We start from the raw sequence: 15,188 nt of genomic DNA on the forward strand, positions 1-15,188 counted from the left end.
AAAAATTAAACCCCTTCCACAGGGTCAATTTCTGCCACCAGCGCATCGTCCTGAGATACAGCCATCTCAGTGGTCTGCTCGCTTTGCTCTTCTTCAATTGTATCAATTAACGCCACTTGTGCTGCTTCTTCTGCCGATACTGCTGGCTGTAAAGTGGTGGTAATGCGGACCTGAGACAGGCTTTCTAAGGTATCGCCCGGTTGTAATGGCGGTTCTGCCCAAGCCGAGCTCATCAGTAGCCCCATACATACTGCCATCCCCAGTTGTTTCGAATGCATGCTTGATCTCCTTATAATCTCTATTCTATTCATTCGTGACGGCTAGTCTGCTGCAGCAATTTTGCACTTTTGTGAAAAAACGCGAGAAATCAGAACTTTCTTTTCAATTTCTATTTTTAAATTATCGGGTTTACAAGTTACGGTTGAGCCATTTCAGTTTTTTTCGGCTTTTTTAGACTGCCGGCTTAGTCTGGGCAGGGAGTTTTGATATAGTAAGGACAATTTCGAATCAACATCAGGAATATGTTATGTCAGCAACTCCACGCATTGGTGTATTAGGTGCCGGTGGCCGTATGGGACGCATCCTTATTCAAGCCGTTGAGCAGGCCGGTTATCAACTTGCAGCTGCGGTGGAACGTCCGGAAAGTAGCTTAATCGGTGCAGATGCAGGCGAGCTTGCGGGCATTGGCAGCCTGGGTGTAAAAGTGGTCGGCAGTCTGGAAGAGGTGGTAAAGCAGTGTGACGTGGTCATCGACTTTACTGCACCGGCAGCTACTGTAAACCATCTGAAAATTTGTCGTGAAGCAGGTGTGGCAATTGTGATTGGCACCACCGGCATGAATGATGAACAAAAAGCCTATCTGGATGAATCGGCAATACAAACTCCGGTGGTGTATGCCGCGAACTATTCAGTGGGTGTGAATGTTTCAATTAAGCTTTTAGAACTTGCTTCTAAAGTATTTGGCGATACGGTAGATATTGAAGTGATTGAAGCGCACCATCGTCATAAAGTCGATGCGCCATCAGGTACTGCTTTAATGATGGGTGAAGCAATTGCAGAAACCCTGGGCCGTGACCTGAAAAAAGATGCGGTCTATCATCGTGAAGGACATACCGGTCCGCGTGAGCGTCAAAGCATTGGCTTCCAGACCATTCGTGGCGGCGATATTGTCGGTGAACACACCGCCATGTTTATTGGTGAAGGCGAGCGCGTAGAAATTACCCACAAAGCCACCAACCGGATGAACTTTGCTGCCGGTGCCGTGCGTGCTGCTGCCTGGGTGGTCGGTCGTGATGCGCGTAAATATGACATGAAAGATGTCTTGGGTTTTAACGATATTCAAGTTTAAAACCGCTGTAAAATCCGTTATAACAACACTAAAACTAAAATAAGATGAACAATGGAATGAAAAAATGGATTGTATTGGCCGGTGCGCTCGCCATGGCGGCGAGTGTACCTGCCCAGAATTTGCAGAATGCCAAACTCAATATTCATAAAAATAATATTAAGGTCTGGACCTATCAGCATCCGCAAAACCCGGTGTTCCTGTACAAGGCAGAAACCACTTTTCCGGTCTCGATTGAAAAAGCCGCCGGCCTGATTCTGGATGTCGAGCATGCCATCAGCTGGGTGCCGTATATGGGCAGCGTTAAGGTACTGTCGCGTGATGACCAGAAAGGCGAGTTCCTGCTGTATATGGTGCTGGATTTTCCTTTTCCGTTAAAAGACCGCGATCTGGTGGTCAAAGGCAGAATGTTTAAAGATGCCCAAGGCGTGATTCATATTCAGAACAAGGCCGTCAGTCAGGGCTATCCCTTAAACCCGAGCTATGTGCGTTTAACCCATTATGAAGGCGACTGGACCTTTCAAAAACTGGGGGCCAACCGGGTTAAGGTGTCTACCTATGGCTATGCCGATCCAGCCGGTTCGATTCCAACCAGTTTTGTGAATATGTTTGTGCAGCAGCAGCCTTATCAGATGCTGCAAAAAATGAAACTTGAGCTGAGTTTGCTGGGCCGCGAGCGACCCTTACCGGCGATTTTAAGATAAAAAATACCCGTCTGGTTTTAGACGAGTCAGGCATCAGCAGACTCAGACAGCGTATTGAAATACCGCTGATCTGAGTCTTTAAAACGACATTTAACTGCCTTAGTAGCTAAATAGTCCTTTTTCCAGCGGGAATTCAATGCCGATTGAGGCACCGCCATCTTTACCGTGCAGGTCTGAATCCCCCAGCCAGCCATTCAGTTTAAGTGGAATATCCGGACGTAGATAATGTGTCCAGGTGATATCTAAAGCTGTTAGCTCATCTTGTTCGGGGAAAGCCGCATTGGTGATCCGACCCGACCCATTCAGTTTAGCAAACAGCACCCGGCCATGCAGACGGTTTAAGCGATCAAAACGGATATCACCGCCTACTGAGATCATCTGGCCATCGCCGCCCATCGCATGCGCTAATGGATAACCATGCTGATAGAAGCCATCCGTATAATTGGTGTGATTATAGGAGATTCCTTGTGCCTTGCCATTGGTACGGGTGTCGGCCCATTCGCTATACAGCTGGTAGGGCATATTCTGGTAACTGGATGAATAATCCACCCCGGCCAGATACATTTTTTTCGCGGGCAGGCCACCGGCTTCATCTTCACCGACATACTGGGCATAGACCCCTAGCGGCATTTGCACTAAAGGTTGCAGGTTTAAACGGGCATCAAAACCGGCAATCTGGTTCGATGGATCTGGTTCACCTGTGCCACCATTGTCTTTGTTGCCAACAAACGCATCCCAGAGTGAGCTCAAGCTTTCCGGACGTCCTTCACCCCCCCACTGAATGGCGCGTGAAGCCCCCAGTTCCAGATAGGGAAGCGGTTGAGCAGTAACACGCAGGCCAATCAGTTTGGCATCCGGGACCGCATCATAATTGTCCAGTTGACCGGCAAAGGCCTGATATTGCCATGGCCCAATCCAGGACAGCCATTTACTGCTAAAAGCAGTCTGTTCTGCCCGCTGTGCCGTAATGCCATAGACTGGGCGGCTGGCATCGCCACGAATCAGACTCCCCTCATGACCTGGTCCCCAATAGGTCGGAATCTGTCCGGCAATCAGCCATTGATTCCAGAGTTTTCCGGCAATATAAGAGCCTTCAACATTCACATCCTGATCATGATCAATCTGCGGGTCTTTTTCAGCATTGACCTGCAATCGGGCATCCCATTGGCTACCGCCAGCATTCAGTTCCAGACCAGCCTGATATTGTGATTTTTCCTGATCACCAAAGGCTTGAGGCAGATACTTATGATCAGTTTCTGCAAATAGCGCAGCTTTTGAGCGCTGATTATCGGCATTTAAATGGGTGAGGACAGCATCCACCACTTTTTGCTGGACAGAATTACTGATTTTCGCCTGAGACAGGGCACGCTGAATTTCATCGCCACTCATGGGCCAGGTGGAAGTACTGATCTGAATCACCCCTTGTTGATTCAGCCAATTCAGGTCGGTACGCAGGTTCTGGTCATTCAGCACAATCCCTTGGGCAAAAGTCAGGGATGAGCTGAGGGCAAGGGTCGCAAGCAATATTTTTGATAGACGCATTTTTGATTCTCAGGAGTTTTTTGCTCTCCACACCATAGGCGGACGAGTTTATTTTTTCAATGCAAACTGTTGAGTAGAGTTGTAATCTGGAAAGATTAAAAATCCCGCCGTAGCGAGATTTTTAAAGTAATTGGTCACTGCAAAATTAGTCATTATCCTTGTTGGCTTTATAGGCATAGGAATAGTTATAGCCATAACCATAGCCTGCACTGGAGCGCTGAATATCATTCAGGATAATACCATTGACTTTCACGCCCGCCTGTTCAAAACGGTTGATGGTCAATTCCAGCTCTTTCATTTGTGTCTTGGCATAGCGTGCAATCACCAGATTGACTCCGGCATGCTGGGAAATAATAATCCCGTCTGTGACGGCCAGAATTGGTGGAGTATCAATCAGAATATGATCATACTGTTCTGACAGCTGATTCAACATGACACTAAATTGTGTGGTGCTGAGCAGTTCAGACGGGTTGGCCGGACTCTTACCACGCGCAATCACATCCAGACCGGATACTTCCGTAGCTTTAATGACTTGGCTTAACTCAGTCTGACCATTTAAGTATTCTGCCAGACCCGGTTGGTTTGCATGATTAAAGTACTTATGCAAATAACCGCGGCGCAAGTCAGCATCAATAATCACTACCCGTTTCTGGCTTTGTGCCAGAATGGTGGCTAGGTTGGTTGAAATAAAGGATTTACCGACTTCCGGTGCAGGACCAGAAACCATAATAATATTGTTCTTGGCGCTGCTTAAGGCAAAATGAATGGCAGTACGCATACTGCGTAAGCTTTCAATGGCAATATCATCGCTATGCTTGACGGCCAGAATTGGAATATTCTTTTTCTTCTTCAGCAGTTTAATCCGGCTTTCCTGTACAGGCGAACGCGGCACAGTGGCATACACCGGCAAGTCCAGCTCATTTTCAATTTGGGTAGAATCTTTAACACCACTACGCAGCATATTACGTAATAAGGCCAGCAGTGTGCCGAGGAAACCACCCAGAAAAACTGATAAAATGAGAATCTGTAATTTCTTTGGCTTAATTGGTTCAATCGGTTCTACCGCGGTATCGACAATACGCACATTACCAATTTCACCGGCTTTGGCAATACGCAACTGCTGATAAGAATTAAGCAGGCCGGTATACAGCTGCTGTTTGACTTCTACTTCGCGGAACAGTTGCAGGTACTGACGTTGTAATTCTGGTAAGCGTCTTAAAGTTCCATCTAGCTCATTAATCTTTTTATTAATGGCTGATAATTGCGCATTCATTTGCTGCATGATTGGGTGTTCAGCCGTATATTTGGCTGAGGCTTCAGCCACTTTTTGTTCCAATTCGGCTTTTTGGGTTTCCAGGGTCACGCTTTGGGTCAGATACAGCTCTGATTCTTTGGTGACATCGACCGTATTGTACTGCTGGCGGAAACGGTTAAATTCACGTTCAGCGACATCGAGTTGCTGTTTCAGTTCAGGCAGCTGATCTTCCAGGAACTTTAAGGTTTGTGCGGTTTCAGCCGAGCGACGTTCAATATTCTGTTGACTATAGGCCGCTAAAATGGCATTGAGCACCTGGGTAATATGCTGCTTGTCGGTACCCTGGTAGTTGAGACCGAGTACACCGGTCAGTTTGCCTTTTTCGGCCACAGAATAGTCAGCGAGCAAGCTGCGAACGGCTGCAGGCAGGCTTTGCTTTTGGATCAGATACGTGCTATCAAAGCTGTCCTGACTATAAATACCGACTTTCCATAGGCCATACTCAGACTGTAACTGGCTGGTCTGGTTCAGTGGGGCAGAAAAGACTACTTGTTCAGTTTCTTCATCGGTTAAACTAAATTTACCTTGTGAGAAACGAAGCAGCAGATTTTTATCACGATAATCATCTGGAATCTCAAAGCTGCGTACATCAAAGCTTTTCTGGTTGTCTTTAAACAGCACGGATTTGCCTGAATATTCACTGTCATACTCGTGCTTATTCAGTAAGCGGCTCCAGAAACTGTCTTCTGTACCATGAATGCGAATATTTAAATTTAGGCGATCAATCACTGTACCGAGTACCAGACGCGATTTCAGAATCTCAATTTCGGCCTGAGCCGGTGATTTCTGCTCAATCATATCGGACAAATCGCCCAATAAGGCGGCAGATGCCCCTTTATTTTCTTCGACCTGAACCAGTGCATCGACCTGATAGGTATCTGGTGTGGTTCTTAAATAAAGTAAGGCACAGACCAAACTTAAAATGACACAGAGAGCAATCAGTTTCCACTGGGCAATTAAGGAGAAAAACAATTCCTTCAGGTCAATGGTATCTTCTGTATTGGTATTTTGGCTCATAGTCTTTTGTTCGAAAGTTAAATATATTTTTTCCAGTCTGCAATGCAGGCCTGAATCAGCTGGCAGGTGTCATCAAATACTGCCTGATCATGCTGGTAAGGATCGGCCACATTTTTACTTTGCCAGTGGCCGAGTCTAAAGGTTTTTCCTTTGGCAAAGGGCCAGGTCTGTTCCACATGTTTTTGCTGGTTCTGACTCATCACTAAAATCAGGTCGGCTTTCTTGACCAGCTCGGCATTCAGCTTGCGGGCCACATGCGGGCTCATATCAATCCCTAAACGCTGCATGCATAGGCTGGCTTTGTCATCGGCTGCATGACCAACCAGCCCGGAAATACCGGCAGACTCAATCTGTAAATGCGGAAATTCCTGTTTTAAAAAGTATTCCGCCATCGGGCTACGGCAAATATTGCCAATACAGACCACCAGAATATTGTTAATTTTCATTAGTTCCCCAAACGGTCTAAATTATATAAAGCATTTGAGAATGGAATAATCTGATTCACCACACGTTGCCAGCGCGCAAGGCCAGATGCATCGACATAGACAATATCATTACTGCGCATTTTAAACTGATTAGCCAGACCAAAGTCGGCAATACTGGTTAAGTCCAGATGATAGACTTCGGTTTGTGCGCCACTTGGCTGACTGCGTAACACATAGATTTTACTACGGCTGGCCGACAATGGATTTAAGCCCAGACTTTCACCAAGTACATCACTCAGACTCATGCCCTGATCACGCATTGGCAAGGACTGATTTTTGCCCGATTCCCCCATCACATAGATTTTCTGGTTTTCGCGGCTGTTTACATAGAGGGTGTCATTCGGTTGAATCAGCAGATTATGTAAAGAGAAACCGGCTTGTTCCAGCTCAATACTGTTTAAATGATAGGTCTGCCCCTGACGTACCAAGGTAATAGAGGCATTATTGCCTTGCTGGGCATTGACCCCACCCGCCAGACCTAAAGCAGTATATACACTGGTCGGCTGATCACTTAAATAGAATTGGCCACCTTTCATTACATTACCTTGCACCGAGTAACGCTGGCCCTGATAAGACAGAACGCGTGCGACTACATCAGGCGTTTTTAAATAACGCGATAACTGACTGCGCAGCTCACGGTTTACCTGACTTAAAGACTTGCCTGCGGCTTTATAGCGACCAATAATCGGGAATTGAATATAGCCACTTTGGTCAATTTGATAACCATTGGCCTGAATGGCCTGTTCATTATTAATAGTATTGGTAGGTGGGGTAATTTCTGGGTAGGCCCATAAATAGATCGATAGAATGTCGCCTGGACTGAGGCTATAGTTGCGATGTGACTGGGTAAACAGGTGAGCATAATCTTGCTGAATATTTTGTACGGCCGGTTGCAAACCGAGTACAGTATCTTGAGTAAGTCGGACCACATTCACCGAAGTCCCCAAGTCTGTTTGATAGACACCCTCAGAAGGTAAGTCATAGGTCTGTAAGCCGGAGGTGACCGCACACCCGCTTGCTGTCACCAAAAAAGACAGTAGAATTATAGATTTAAATTGTCTCACACGTATTCCCGTTCTCGATTTTTCTAAAATCATAAAAAATAAAAAATAGTTTACCGAAGTTATTTTAAGGGTATATAACAAATTGTAAGTAGATTGCGAAAGTATACGCAAGCATAGCCAGAAAAATGAGGCAAAAAGTATCTAAATTGTGAGGAACTGCAAAATTATAGAAAGATGATTTGCAAAAAACTGACACAAAAGGAAGCATTTTAGATTTTTTGGCTAAAAATCATAACAGAACATTCATGATTTTCTGCTAACATTCCCGCCGAAAGATTTACTCTTCATAAATATACGTAGATAAATAAGGCGTTAAAATGCTACATCATCTCTCTTTTTTGAATTCAGGATCATTCCTTCTTTGTAAACTGGAAAAACTCCAAGAGATATACTCAGATATATAAAGGTTTGGTTAAACCAGGTTGGTAGAACATTTATTCAACAACTTAAGTCATTCATTATTTATAAGGAAACAGAAGGTGAAAAAAGTATTGCTAGTCTTTGGTACACGACCAGAAGCAATTAAAATGGCGCCTTTAGCTATACAGTTAAAACAACATAACCATAATTTTGAAACAAAGGTGTGTGTGACGGGGCAGCATAGACAAATGCTAGACCAGGTACTGGAACTTTTTAATCTAACCCCAGATTATGACTTAAACTTGATGAAACCAGGACAGACCTTATCAGATATTACCTCTGGCGTACTTAAAGGCTTAGAGCAGGTTTTTGCTGAGTGGACACCTGAGGTCGTGTTGGTGCATGGTGATACAGCTACCACATTTGCTGCCTCTTTAGCTGCCTATTATCATAAAATTGCAGTGGGTCATGTAGAAGCAGGTTTGCGTACAGGCGATATTTATTCACCATGGCCAGAAGAAGCCAACCGTAAACTTACGGGTGCGTTAACCACGTATCATTTTGCACCGACGCAATCTTCTTATAATAATTTAATTAAAGAAAATATAGACCCGAAAAATATTACCATTACAGGCAATACGGTTATTGATGCTTTGCTTACTGTCAAAGAAAAGGTTGAAACAGATCAGGCGATTATTACTCAATTTGAACAGCAGTTTGACTTTTTAGACCCGAATAAAAAATTAATTTTGGTCACCGGTCATCGCCGTGAAAATTTTGGTCAGGGCTTTTTAAATATTTGTACAGCATTGGCAAATATTGCAAAACACTATCCTGATGTGCAAATTGTATATCCGGTACATTTAAACCCAAATGTACAACAGCCGGTCAATAAGTTATTATCAGATATTTCAAATATTTATTTAATTTCCCCACAAGATTACTTGCCTTTTGTATATTTAATGAACCGAAGTTATTTAATTTTAACCGACTCTGGCGGTATTCAGGAAGAAGCACCTTCATTAGGCAAGCCGGTATTGGTTATGCGAGATACGACGGAACGCCCGGAAGCGGTAGAGGCGGGTACAGTAAAACTGGTGGGAACGGATGCTGCCTTGATCCAACAGTCTGTGGTTGAGCTGCTAGAAAATACTGAATTATATGAAACAATGGCAGCAGCACATAACCCGTATGGGGATGGAACAGCCTGTAAACAGATTATTGAAGCTTTAAAGTAATAAAGAAGGTTAAAAAGAATGCAACAGTTTAAGCATATTTGTGTCATTGGCTTGGGTTATATCGGTTTACCAACAGCAGCAACTTTTGCTGCACATGGTGTAAAAGTTACAGGTGTAGATGTTAATCCGCGCGCGGTAGACTTAATTAATCAGGGGAAGGTTCATATTGTAGAACCCGACCTAGATGCCTTGGTGCGAGATGTAGTTGCACAACAGAAATTATCTGCTCAACTTCAGCCATGCGAGGCTGATGCTTATATTGTGGCAGTACCTACGCCATTTAAAGATAATTATGAGCCTGACCTAAAATATATTGAAGCGGCTGCCAAAGCTTTAGCACCATTTTTAAAATCAGGTAATTTGGTAATTTTAGAGTCTACCTCGCCAGTAGGTGCAACTGAGCAAATGGCAGCATGGCTGAGTGAAGCACGCTCAGATTTAACCTTTCCTCAAACCCATGGTGAGCAAGCTGATATTCTAATTGCCCACTGTCCAGAGCGTGTATTACCTGGCAAGGTCTTGCAAGAGCTAATTAGTAATGACCGTATTGTGGGAGGAGTGACCCCGCGCTGTTCGCAAGCGGCAATTGATTTATACAAGGTTTTTGTAAAAGGTGATTGTATTGAAACCAATGCACGTACCGCAGAAATGTGTAAATTGACTGAAAATTCATTCCGTGATGTAAATATTGCATTTGCCAATGAGCTTTCTATTATTTGCGACAAATTAGATATTAATGTGTGGGAGTTGATTCAACTTGCGAATCGTCACCCACGAGTCAATATTTTGCAGCCAGGTCCAGGAGTAGGCGGGCACTGTATTGCAGTTGACCCATGGTTTATTGTGTCTAAAACACCAGAGCAGGCACGTTTAATTCGTACTGCGCGTGAAGTGAATGATAGTAAACCTGAGTGGGTGATAGATCAGGTGAAAATTAAGATTGCTGAATTTTTACAAGCCAACCCTGAAAAAACCATTAAAGATGTAACGGTTGCATGCTATGGCTTAGCTTTTAAACCAGATATTGATGACTTACGTGAAAGCCCTGCATTAAATATTACAAAAAAACTGGCAGAGCAAGGGTTAAATATTCTTGCCGTTGAGCCTAATATTTCTGAATTGCCAAAAAATATTAATAGTAGTATTTCGCTTGTAGATTTGAACGATGCTAGTTTAGCGAATGTTTCAATTTTATTAGTAGCACATAAGCAATTTAAAAACATTTCAATAGAAAATAATACATGGGTTGTTAGTGTTGAATCTTAGTCAAATTGCAATTTTTTCCATCCCAATACTATTTGCTTTAATTCACTTTCTTGAGTTCAGTAGTTATTATTGTCGAGTTGCAGGATTGGAAACCGGTGCAAAAGTATTAAGTTATTCGTACCAGCAAATGTTTTTTGTTGGTACTCGTTTCTTTTTTATTGCACTGATGCCCCTCATTGGTTTTGTTATCGATACTAAAATATCTATTGAAACTTATGTGGTAATGCTTCATTTTTGTATGTTTCTAGCTGGGTTGGCATATATAATATCTTATTTATTAAGAAAAAAAATTATTTATATAGTTAAAAAGAAATTGAATGGAAACGTAACTAGTGACACTGAATTTAATCCAGTGGCATTATCGAGGGTATTTATAAATAAAAAATTGATTACACTTAGTAGTATTGTTTTTTGTTGTTATGCGTTAGGGGTTTTTTTAGCATTTTATTATGCATTAACATTTTATGAATTCCGGGCAACTATTAGCCAACTATCTGGGGTTGTAAATGGTTTGGCAACGGTACTTTTAACTTTTATTGTTGAGCCGATCTTGGCTAGGCAGATTGATAAAGATAACCCTGATGCGATAAATATGATTTTTTCATTACTGTTAGGTCGTTTTTTTGGCGTTGCAATCTTATCACATTTAATTATTTTATTGGTTTAATGATTAATGAAGCTTTCAAGAGAAACAATAATTGTAGGCGGGCTGCCTAACCCAATTGGTGGTGTGACTACTTTTTTAAGTAGGCTTGTTAAGGCATATCCTCAATTTGTTTTGGCATTCATAGACTTATATATGAGTGATGATAAGCGTATTCCTAGTAACTATAAAGGCGAATATACACTTGTACCTAATAAGCTTTTGGCAATTTTTAAAATACTTTTAATTCAATTTAAGTACAAAGAGAAAGAAATATTTTTTAATTTTTCTTCAGGCAATAGTCTTGTATTTTTTTTATTACTTCCTAAATTTAATAATGAGTGGAGTTTAATGCTTCATCATGGACATTTGGAAAGCAAATTACCTAAGCTCTTATTGAGGTTTATCTTAAATAAGTTTGATACAATCTATCCTTTAAATGAGCGCCAAGCAGAGTTTTATAAAAGCATTAAGCCTTGCTACCCATTAGTGGAAGAAAGTTCTTATGTGCCAGCGGTATTAGTTGATATTTCTGACTCAGAAAAATTGCCTCTCAATAAGGCGCGAGATCAGAATCTCAAGATCATTGTTGGTTCTGGGTCTCCACGACCACTTTATCAACATCATCTATTGATTGAATTAATTAATAAAAATCAAAATGCTTACTTATTTCTTTTTCTTTATGGTGACGGTGAGTTAAAGGATGAGCTTTTAAATTTAAATCATCCACGTATTAAAGTGTTTATCGATAAAGATGAAGATATCTTTAATTATTATCTTTCTAAAGCAGATTTGTATGTTCGACCAACTTTAGAGGATAGTTTTGGAATAGCCTGTGCTGATGCTATAGAGTTTGGGGTTCCTGTAATTGCTTCAGATGTATGTAAAAGGTATTCAGGTGTGCAAGTGTATAATACTGAAGAGTTTCTTTTTCTTAAAAGCAGAAATGTATTGGAGAAAGAGTAGATGTTTTATTATTATATATTTACTTTAGTTGCTAGTTGGATGTATTTTTTTAGTAGGAAGGCTGGCTATTATATATTGCTTTTAGGTGTGCCTCTTTTTTTATTAAACCTTCCTACTACTGGTCTAGATTATGATTATTATAAAGAATCGTATGATAACGCCACTTTTATAGGTACGTTTCCTTTTTTTGAAAGTATGTCATCTTTAACAGCAGAGCCATTATATGTATGGTACACTTCTGCTATATCTGTAATTTCTCAATTAGAATTTCCTGCTTTCTTGGCATTGAACTTTATTTTTTCAACTTTTTTATTTTCTTTTGCCCTTTCAAAGTTTCCAAGTGATCTGAAAAAGTATTTTTTCCTTTTTATTCTACCAATTATTATACCTACCCTTTTTTACTTTTCTCCACGTTCATCTATATCATTTGCATTTATATTGATTGGTTTTTTCAAACTATGCCATGATAGGAAAAATTTAGGCATCTTATTTTTATTTATTGGTTTCTCTTTTCATACACAATATTTTTTAATTGGGTTGTATATTTTAGTCTTATATTTTTTAAGTTCTAAAAAAGATTTGTTAAATATAAATAATATTGTATTAATGAATTTTGTATTGGCTTTATTGCTGTTTTTATTTCTTCACTTTATTTCCTTTTTTGAGAACATTGTAGCTACAGTATTTTCTTTTCTTCCTAGTGCTTCAGTTGCATTGGCTAAATTACATTATGTGTCTGATGAAGATGGGGGAAGTGGTGGATTCAGATTAACAGCCTTGTTATCAGTTCTGATTTATCCTGCTATTTTATTTTATCTTTTAAGGACTATTAAATTACATAACTATCCAATTAATACAAAGTTTTTGTTTTGTTTAGTGGGTGTTGTGTTTTTTGGGATAGCCGTTAATATTGCCTTTATTGGCGAACCACATGTAGCCGGACGTTTATCAAGATTTAGTGATTATTTTTGTATGGGTTTTTTAATTCCATATGTTTTATATGTTAATAAACATTATTTAAGCATTAAGGTTATATCATTAGTAATGTGTTTATTAACTCCTATTTTATTTAAAACTTTATATATTGGCGCATTTGAGATTTTCTAATGAAACAAATCCTTCAAGACATGGCAAAAGGCGGTACAACCGTAACAGAAGCACCAGTACCACAGTGCTCTAAAGGGCATTTACTTATTTCCACTACTACTTCGCTTATTTCAGCAGGTACAGAGCGTATGCTGGTCGGTTTTGGTAAAGCTTCTATGTTAGACAAAGCTCGCCAACAACCAGAAAAAGTAAAAATGGTACTTGAAAAAGTCCAAACAGATGGGCTGCTTACTACCTATGACGCAGTAAAGTCCAAACTGGCACAACCCTTACCACTTGGTTATTGTAATGTAGGTCTAGTTCATGAGGTTGGAGCAGGTGTAGAAGACTTTAAAGTCGGTGATCGTGTCGTTTCAAATGGTCCGCATGCAGACATGGTCAAAGTACCGAAAAACCTATGTGCAAAAATACCCGACAATGTAAGCGATGAAGCAGCTTCTTTTACAGTTGTTGCCAGTATTGGCTTACAAGGTATTCGTTTGGCACAACCAACCATAGGTGAAAGCTTTGTGGTTACAGGTGCAGGCTTAATTGGCTTACTCACCATTCAAATGCTAAGAGCAAATGGCTGCCGTGTTTTGGCTATTGACTTTGACCAAAGCAAACTCGAACTTGCCAAACAGTTTGGTGCAGAAGTCTGTAACCCTGCCAAAGGAGAAGACCCTGTCGCTGCAGGTTTGGCATTTAGCCGTGGTGCAGGGGTAGATGGTGTCATTATTACTGCATCAACCAAAGTGAGCGATCCCGTTACACAAGCCGCACGTATGAGTCGCAAACGTGGCCGTATTATTTTAGTCGGTGTAACAGGTTTAGAGTTAAATCGTGCAGACTTCTATGAAAAAGAACTGAGCTTTCAGGTGTCATGTTCTTATGGACCAGGTCGTTACGATGCTGCTTATGAAGAAAAAGGGCAGGATTACCCGGTAGGATTTGTTCGCTGGACAGAACAGCGTAACTTTGTTGCAGTGTTGGATATGATGGCGGCAGGCACATTAAATGTAGATGCCTTAATTACCCATCGTTTTGAATTTGAAGATGCGCCAAAAGCTTATGATGTTTTAACGGAAGATAAATCAGGTTTGGGTATTTTACTTAAATACAATTCGGCCGTAGAAACACGAACTGAAAAGAAAGTCATTTTAAAACCAATTCAGATAGATGCACAAAATGCTGTCGTTGGTTTTATTGGTGCAGGCAATTATGCTTCACGTATTTTAATTCCTGCATTTAAAAAAGCGGCTTCACAACTGCATACCATTGTAACTTCTGGTGGTATCAATGGGGTGATTCATGGTGAAAAGGCAGGATTTGCAGAAGCATCGACAGATATAGATGCCTTATTAAGCAATCAAGATGTAAATACTGTAGCAATTGCAACACGACATAATAGCCATGCCTATTTTGTAGAAAAAGCGCTGTTAGCGGGTAAAAATGTTTTTGTAGAAAAGCCATTGGCGTTGACGGTAGAAGAAATAGAAAAAGTTGAACAGGCTTATAATCAAAATATAGAAAAGAAACAATATGCCCGTGTCATGGTGGGCTTTAACCGTCGTTTTGCACCTCAAGTACAAAAAATGAAAGCCTTACTCGACACAGTGAAAGAACCTAAAAGCTTTATTATGACCATGAATGCAGGAGCGATTCCTGCAGACCACTGGACACAGGATAATGCGGTAGGCGGTGGGCGTATTATTGGTGAGGCATGTCACTTCATAGATTTAATGCGCTTTTTAGCAGGTTCAAAAATTGTGTCTGTTCAAGCGAGACGTATGGGTGAAACCGATGCTGTACAAGTCCTAGAAGATAAAGCAAGCATTACTTTAGGTTTTGAAGATGGTTCATTTGGGACAATTTTCTATTTGGCGAATGGAGCATCAAGTTTCCCTAAAGAGCGAGTAGAAGTCTTTGCTGCAGGCCGTGTATTACAACTTGATAACTTCCGTAAACTTAAAGGTTTTGGCTGGTCTGGCTTCAACAAAATGAATTTGTGGCGTCAGGACAAAGGGCAAGATGTTTGTGCGGCTGCTTTCGTTGAGAGTATTCGTCAAGGCAAAGAGTCACCTATTCCAGCAGATGAAATTTTTGAAGTTGCACGTATGACAATTCAAGCCGCTGAAATTTTGAGAGCACAATAGT

At 41.2% G+C, this 15,188-nt stretch carries 13 protein-coding genes; 8 read left to right on the plus strand and 5 right to left on the minus strand.

The annotated features are described in order from the left end of the window. Window positions 1-5: 5 nt before the first annotated feature. A complete protein-coding gene (locus F905_RS12210) occupies window positions 6-278 on the minus strand; it encodes a hypothetical protein (protein ID WP_005181206.1) in 273 nt (90 codons plus the stop codon). Window positions 279-526: 248 nt separating this feature from the next. On the opposite strand from F905_RS12210, the gene dapB reads away from it, so the two are divergent. Then, window positions 527-1,348 (plus strand): 4-hydroxy-tetrahydrodipicolinate reductase, encoded by an 822-nt coding sequence (gene dapB / locus F905_RS12215; protein ID WP_005181208.1) that lies wholly within the window; start codon window positions 527-529, stop codon window positions 1,346-1,348. A gap of 56 nt (window positions 1,349-1,404) precedes the next feature. After that, window positions 1,405-2,049: an START domain-containing protein gene (locus F905_RS12220; protein WP_005181209.1), complete on the plus strand. Its 645-nt coding sequence runs from the start codon at window positions 1,405-1,407 to the stop codon at window positions 2,047-2,049. 99 nt (window positions 2,050-2,148) lie between these two features. Here the strand turns inward: F905_RS12220 and F905_RS12225 are convergent, their stop codons facing one another. The 4 genes from F905_RS12225 to F905_RS12240 form a co-directional block, all read right to left on the minus strand. After that, the gene (locus tag F905_RS12225) at window positions 2,149-3,591 is read right to left on the minus strand and encodes a capsule assembly Wzi family protein (protein ID WP_005181211.1); all 1,443 of its coding nucleotides are present in this window, start codon (window positions 3,589-3,591) and stop codon (window positions 2,149-2,151) included. A 145-nt stretch (window positions 3,592-3,736) separates the two neighbouring features. Then, window positions 3,737-5,923: a polysaccharide biosynthesis tyrosine autokinase gene (locus F905_RS12230; protein WP_005181213.1), complete on the minus strand. Its 2,187-nt coding sequence runs from the start codon at window positions 5,921-5,923 to the stop codon at window positions 3,737-3,739. A gap of 17 nt (window positions 5,924-5,940) precedes the next feature. Beyond that, window positions 5,941-6,369 carry a low molecular weight protein-tyrosine-phosphatase gene (locus F905_RS12235; RefSeq protein WP_005181218.1) on the minus strand — a complete coding sequence of 143 codons (429 nt, stop codon included), beginning with the start codon at window positions 6,367-6,369 and terminating at the stop codon, window positions 5,941-5,943. Then, a complete protein-coding gene (locus tag F905_RS12240) occupies window positions 6,369-7,472 on the minus strand; it encodes a polysaccharide biosynthesis/export family protein (RefSeq protein ID WP_005181220.1) in 1,104 nt (367 codons plus the stop codon). Before F905_RS12240 ends, F905_RS12235 begins: the two co-directional genes overlap by 1 nt. Before the next feature lie 479 nt (window positions 7,473-7,951). Here F905_RS12240 and wecB point away from each other — a divergent pair, with 479 nt between their 5' ends. Genes wecB through F905_RS12270 form a run of 6 tightly spaced genes read left to right on the plus strand, consistent with a single transcriptional unit; the run spans window position 7,952 to window position 15,187 of the window. Next, entirely contained in the window at window positions 7,952-9,070 is a 1,119-nt protein-coding gene (wecB, locus tag F905_RS12245; protein WP_005181223.1) for a non-hydrolyzing UDP-N-acetylglucosamine 2-epimerase, read from the plus strand. Window positions 9,071-9,088: 18 nt separating this feature from the next. Continuing rightward, the gene (gene wecC / locus F905_RS12250) at window positions 9,089-10,336 is read left to right on the plus strand and encodes a UDP-N-acetyl-D-mannosamine dehydrogenase (protein WP_005181226.1); all 1,248 of its coding nucleotides are present in this window, start codon (window positions 9,089-9,091) and stop codon (window positions 10,334-10,336) included. After that, the gene (locus tag F905_RS12255) at window positions 10,326-11,003 is read left to right on the plus strand and encodes a lipid II flippase family protein (RefSeq protein WP_171065094.1); all 678 of its coding nucleotides are present in this window, start codon (window positions 10,326-10,328) and stop codon (window positions 11,001-11,003) included. The genes wecC and F905_RS12255 overlap by 11 nt, the downstream gene beginning before the upstream one ends. Before the next feature lie 6 nt (window positions 11,004-11,009). Continuing rightward, window positions 11,010-11,945 (plus strand): glycosyltransferase, encoded by a 936-nt coding sequence (locus tag F905_RS12260; RefSeq protein WP_005181232.1) that lies wholly within the window; start codon window positions 11,010-11,012, stop codon window positions 11,943-11,945. Beyond that, entirely contained in the window at window positions 11,946-13,052 is a 1,107-nt protein-coding gene (locus F905_RS12265; RefSeq protein ID WP_005181233.1) for an EpsG family protein, read from the plus strand. Then, on the plus strand, window positions 13,052-15,187 hold the full coding sequence (locus F905_RS12270) for a bi-domain-containing oxidoreductase (protein ID WP_005181237.1): 2,136 nt from the start codon (window positions 13,052-13,054) through the stop codon (window positions 15,185-15,187). Before F905_RS12265 ends, F905_RS12270 begins: the two co-directional genes overlap by 1 nt. Window position 15,188 lies beyond the last annotated feature (1 nt).

Source organism: Acinetobacter sp. CIP 53.82, assembly GCF_000369465.1.
Lineage (GTDB): Bacteria > Pseudomonadota > Gammaproteobacteria > Pseudomonadales > Moraxellaceae > Acinetobacter > Acinetobacter indicus.

What these genes read in the sequence shown, in the direction of transcription:
- F905_RS12210 (WP_005181206.1), bottom strand. Translation starts at nt 278, where the DNA reads ATGCATTCGAAACAACTGGGGATGGCAGTATGTATGGGGCTACTGATG.
- dapB (WP_005181208.1), top strand. Translation starts at nt 527, where the DNA reads ATGTCAGCAACTCCACGCATTGGTGTATTAGGTGCCGGTGGCCGTATG.
- F905_RS12220 (WP_005181209.1), top strand. Translation starts at nt 1,405, where the DNA reads ATGAAAAAATGGATTGTATTGGCCGGTGCGCTCGCCATGGCGGCGAGT.
- F905_RS12225 (WP_005181211.1), bottom strand. Translation starts at nt 3,591, where the DNA reads ATGCGTCTATCAAAAATATTGCTTGCGACCCTTGCCCTCAGCTCATCC.
- F905_RS12230 (WP_005181213.1), bottom strand. Translation starts at nt 5,923, where the DNA reads ATGAGCCAAAATACCAATACAGAAGATACCATTGACCTGAAGGAATTG.
- F905_RS12235 (WP_005181218.1), bottom strand. Translation starts at nt 6,369, where the DNA reads ATGAAAATTAACAATATTCTGGTGGTCTGTATTGGCAATATTTGCCGT.
- wecC (WP_005181226.1), top strand. Translation starts at nt 9,089, where the DNA reads ATGCAACAGTTTAAGCATATTTGTGTCATTGGCTTGGGTTATATCGGT.
- F905_RS12260 (WP_005181232.1), top strand. Translation starts at nt 11,010, where the DNA reads ATGAAGCTTTCAAGAGAAACAATAATTGTAGGCGGGCTGCCTAACCCA.
- F905_RS12265 (WP_005181233.1), top strand. Translation starts at nt 11,946, where the DNA reads ATGTTTTATTATTATATATTTACTTTAGTTGCTAGTTGGATGTATTTT.
- F905_RS12270 (WP_005181237.1), top strand. Translation starts at nt 13,052, where the DNA reads ATGAAACAAATCCTTCAAGACATGGCAAAAGGCGGTACAACCGTAACA.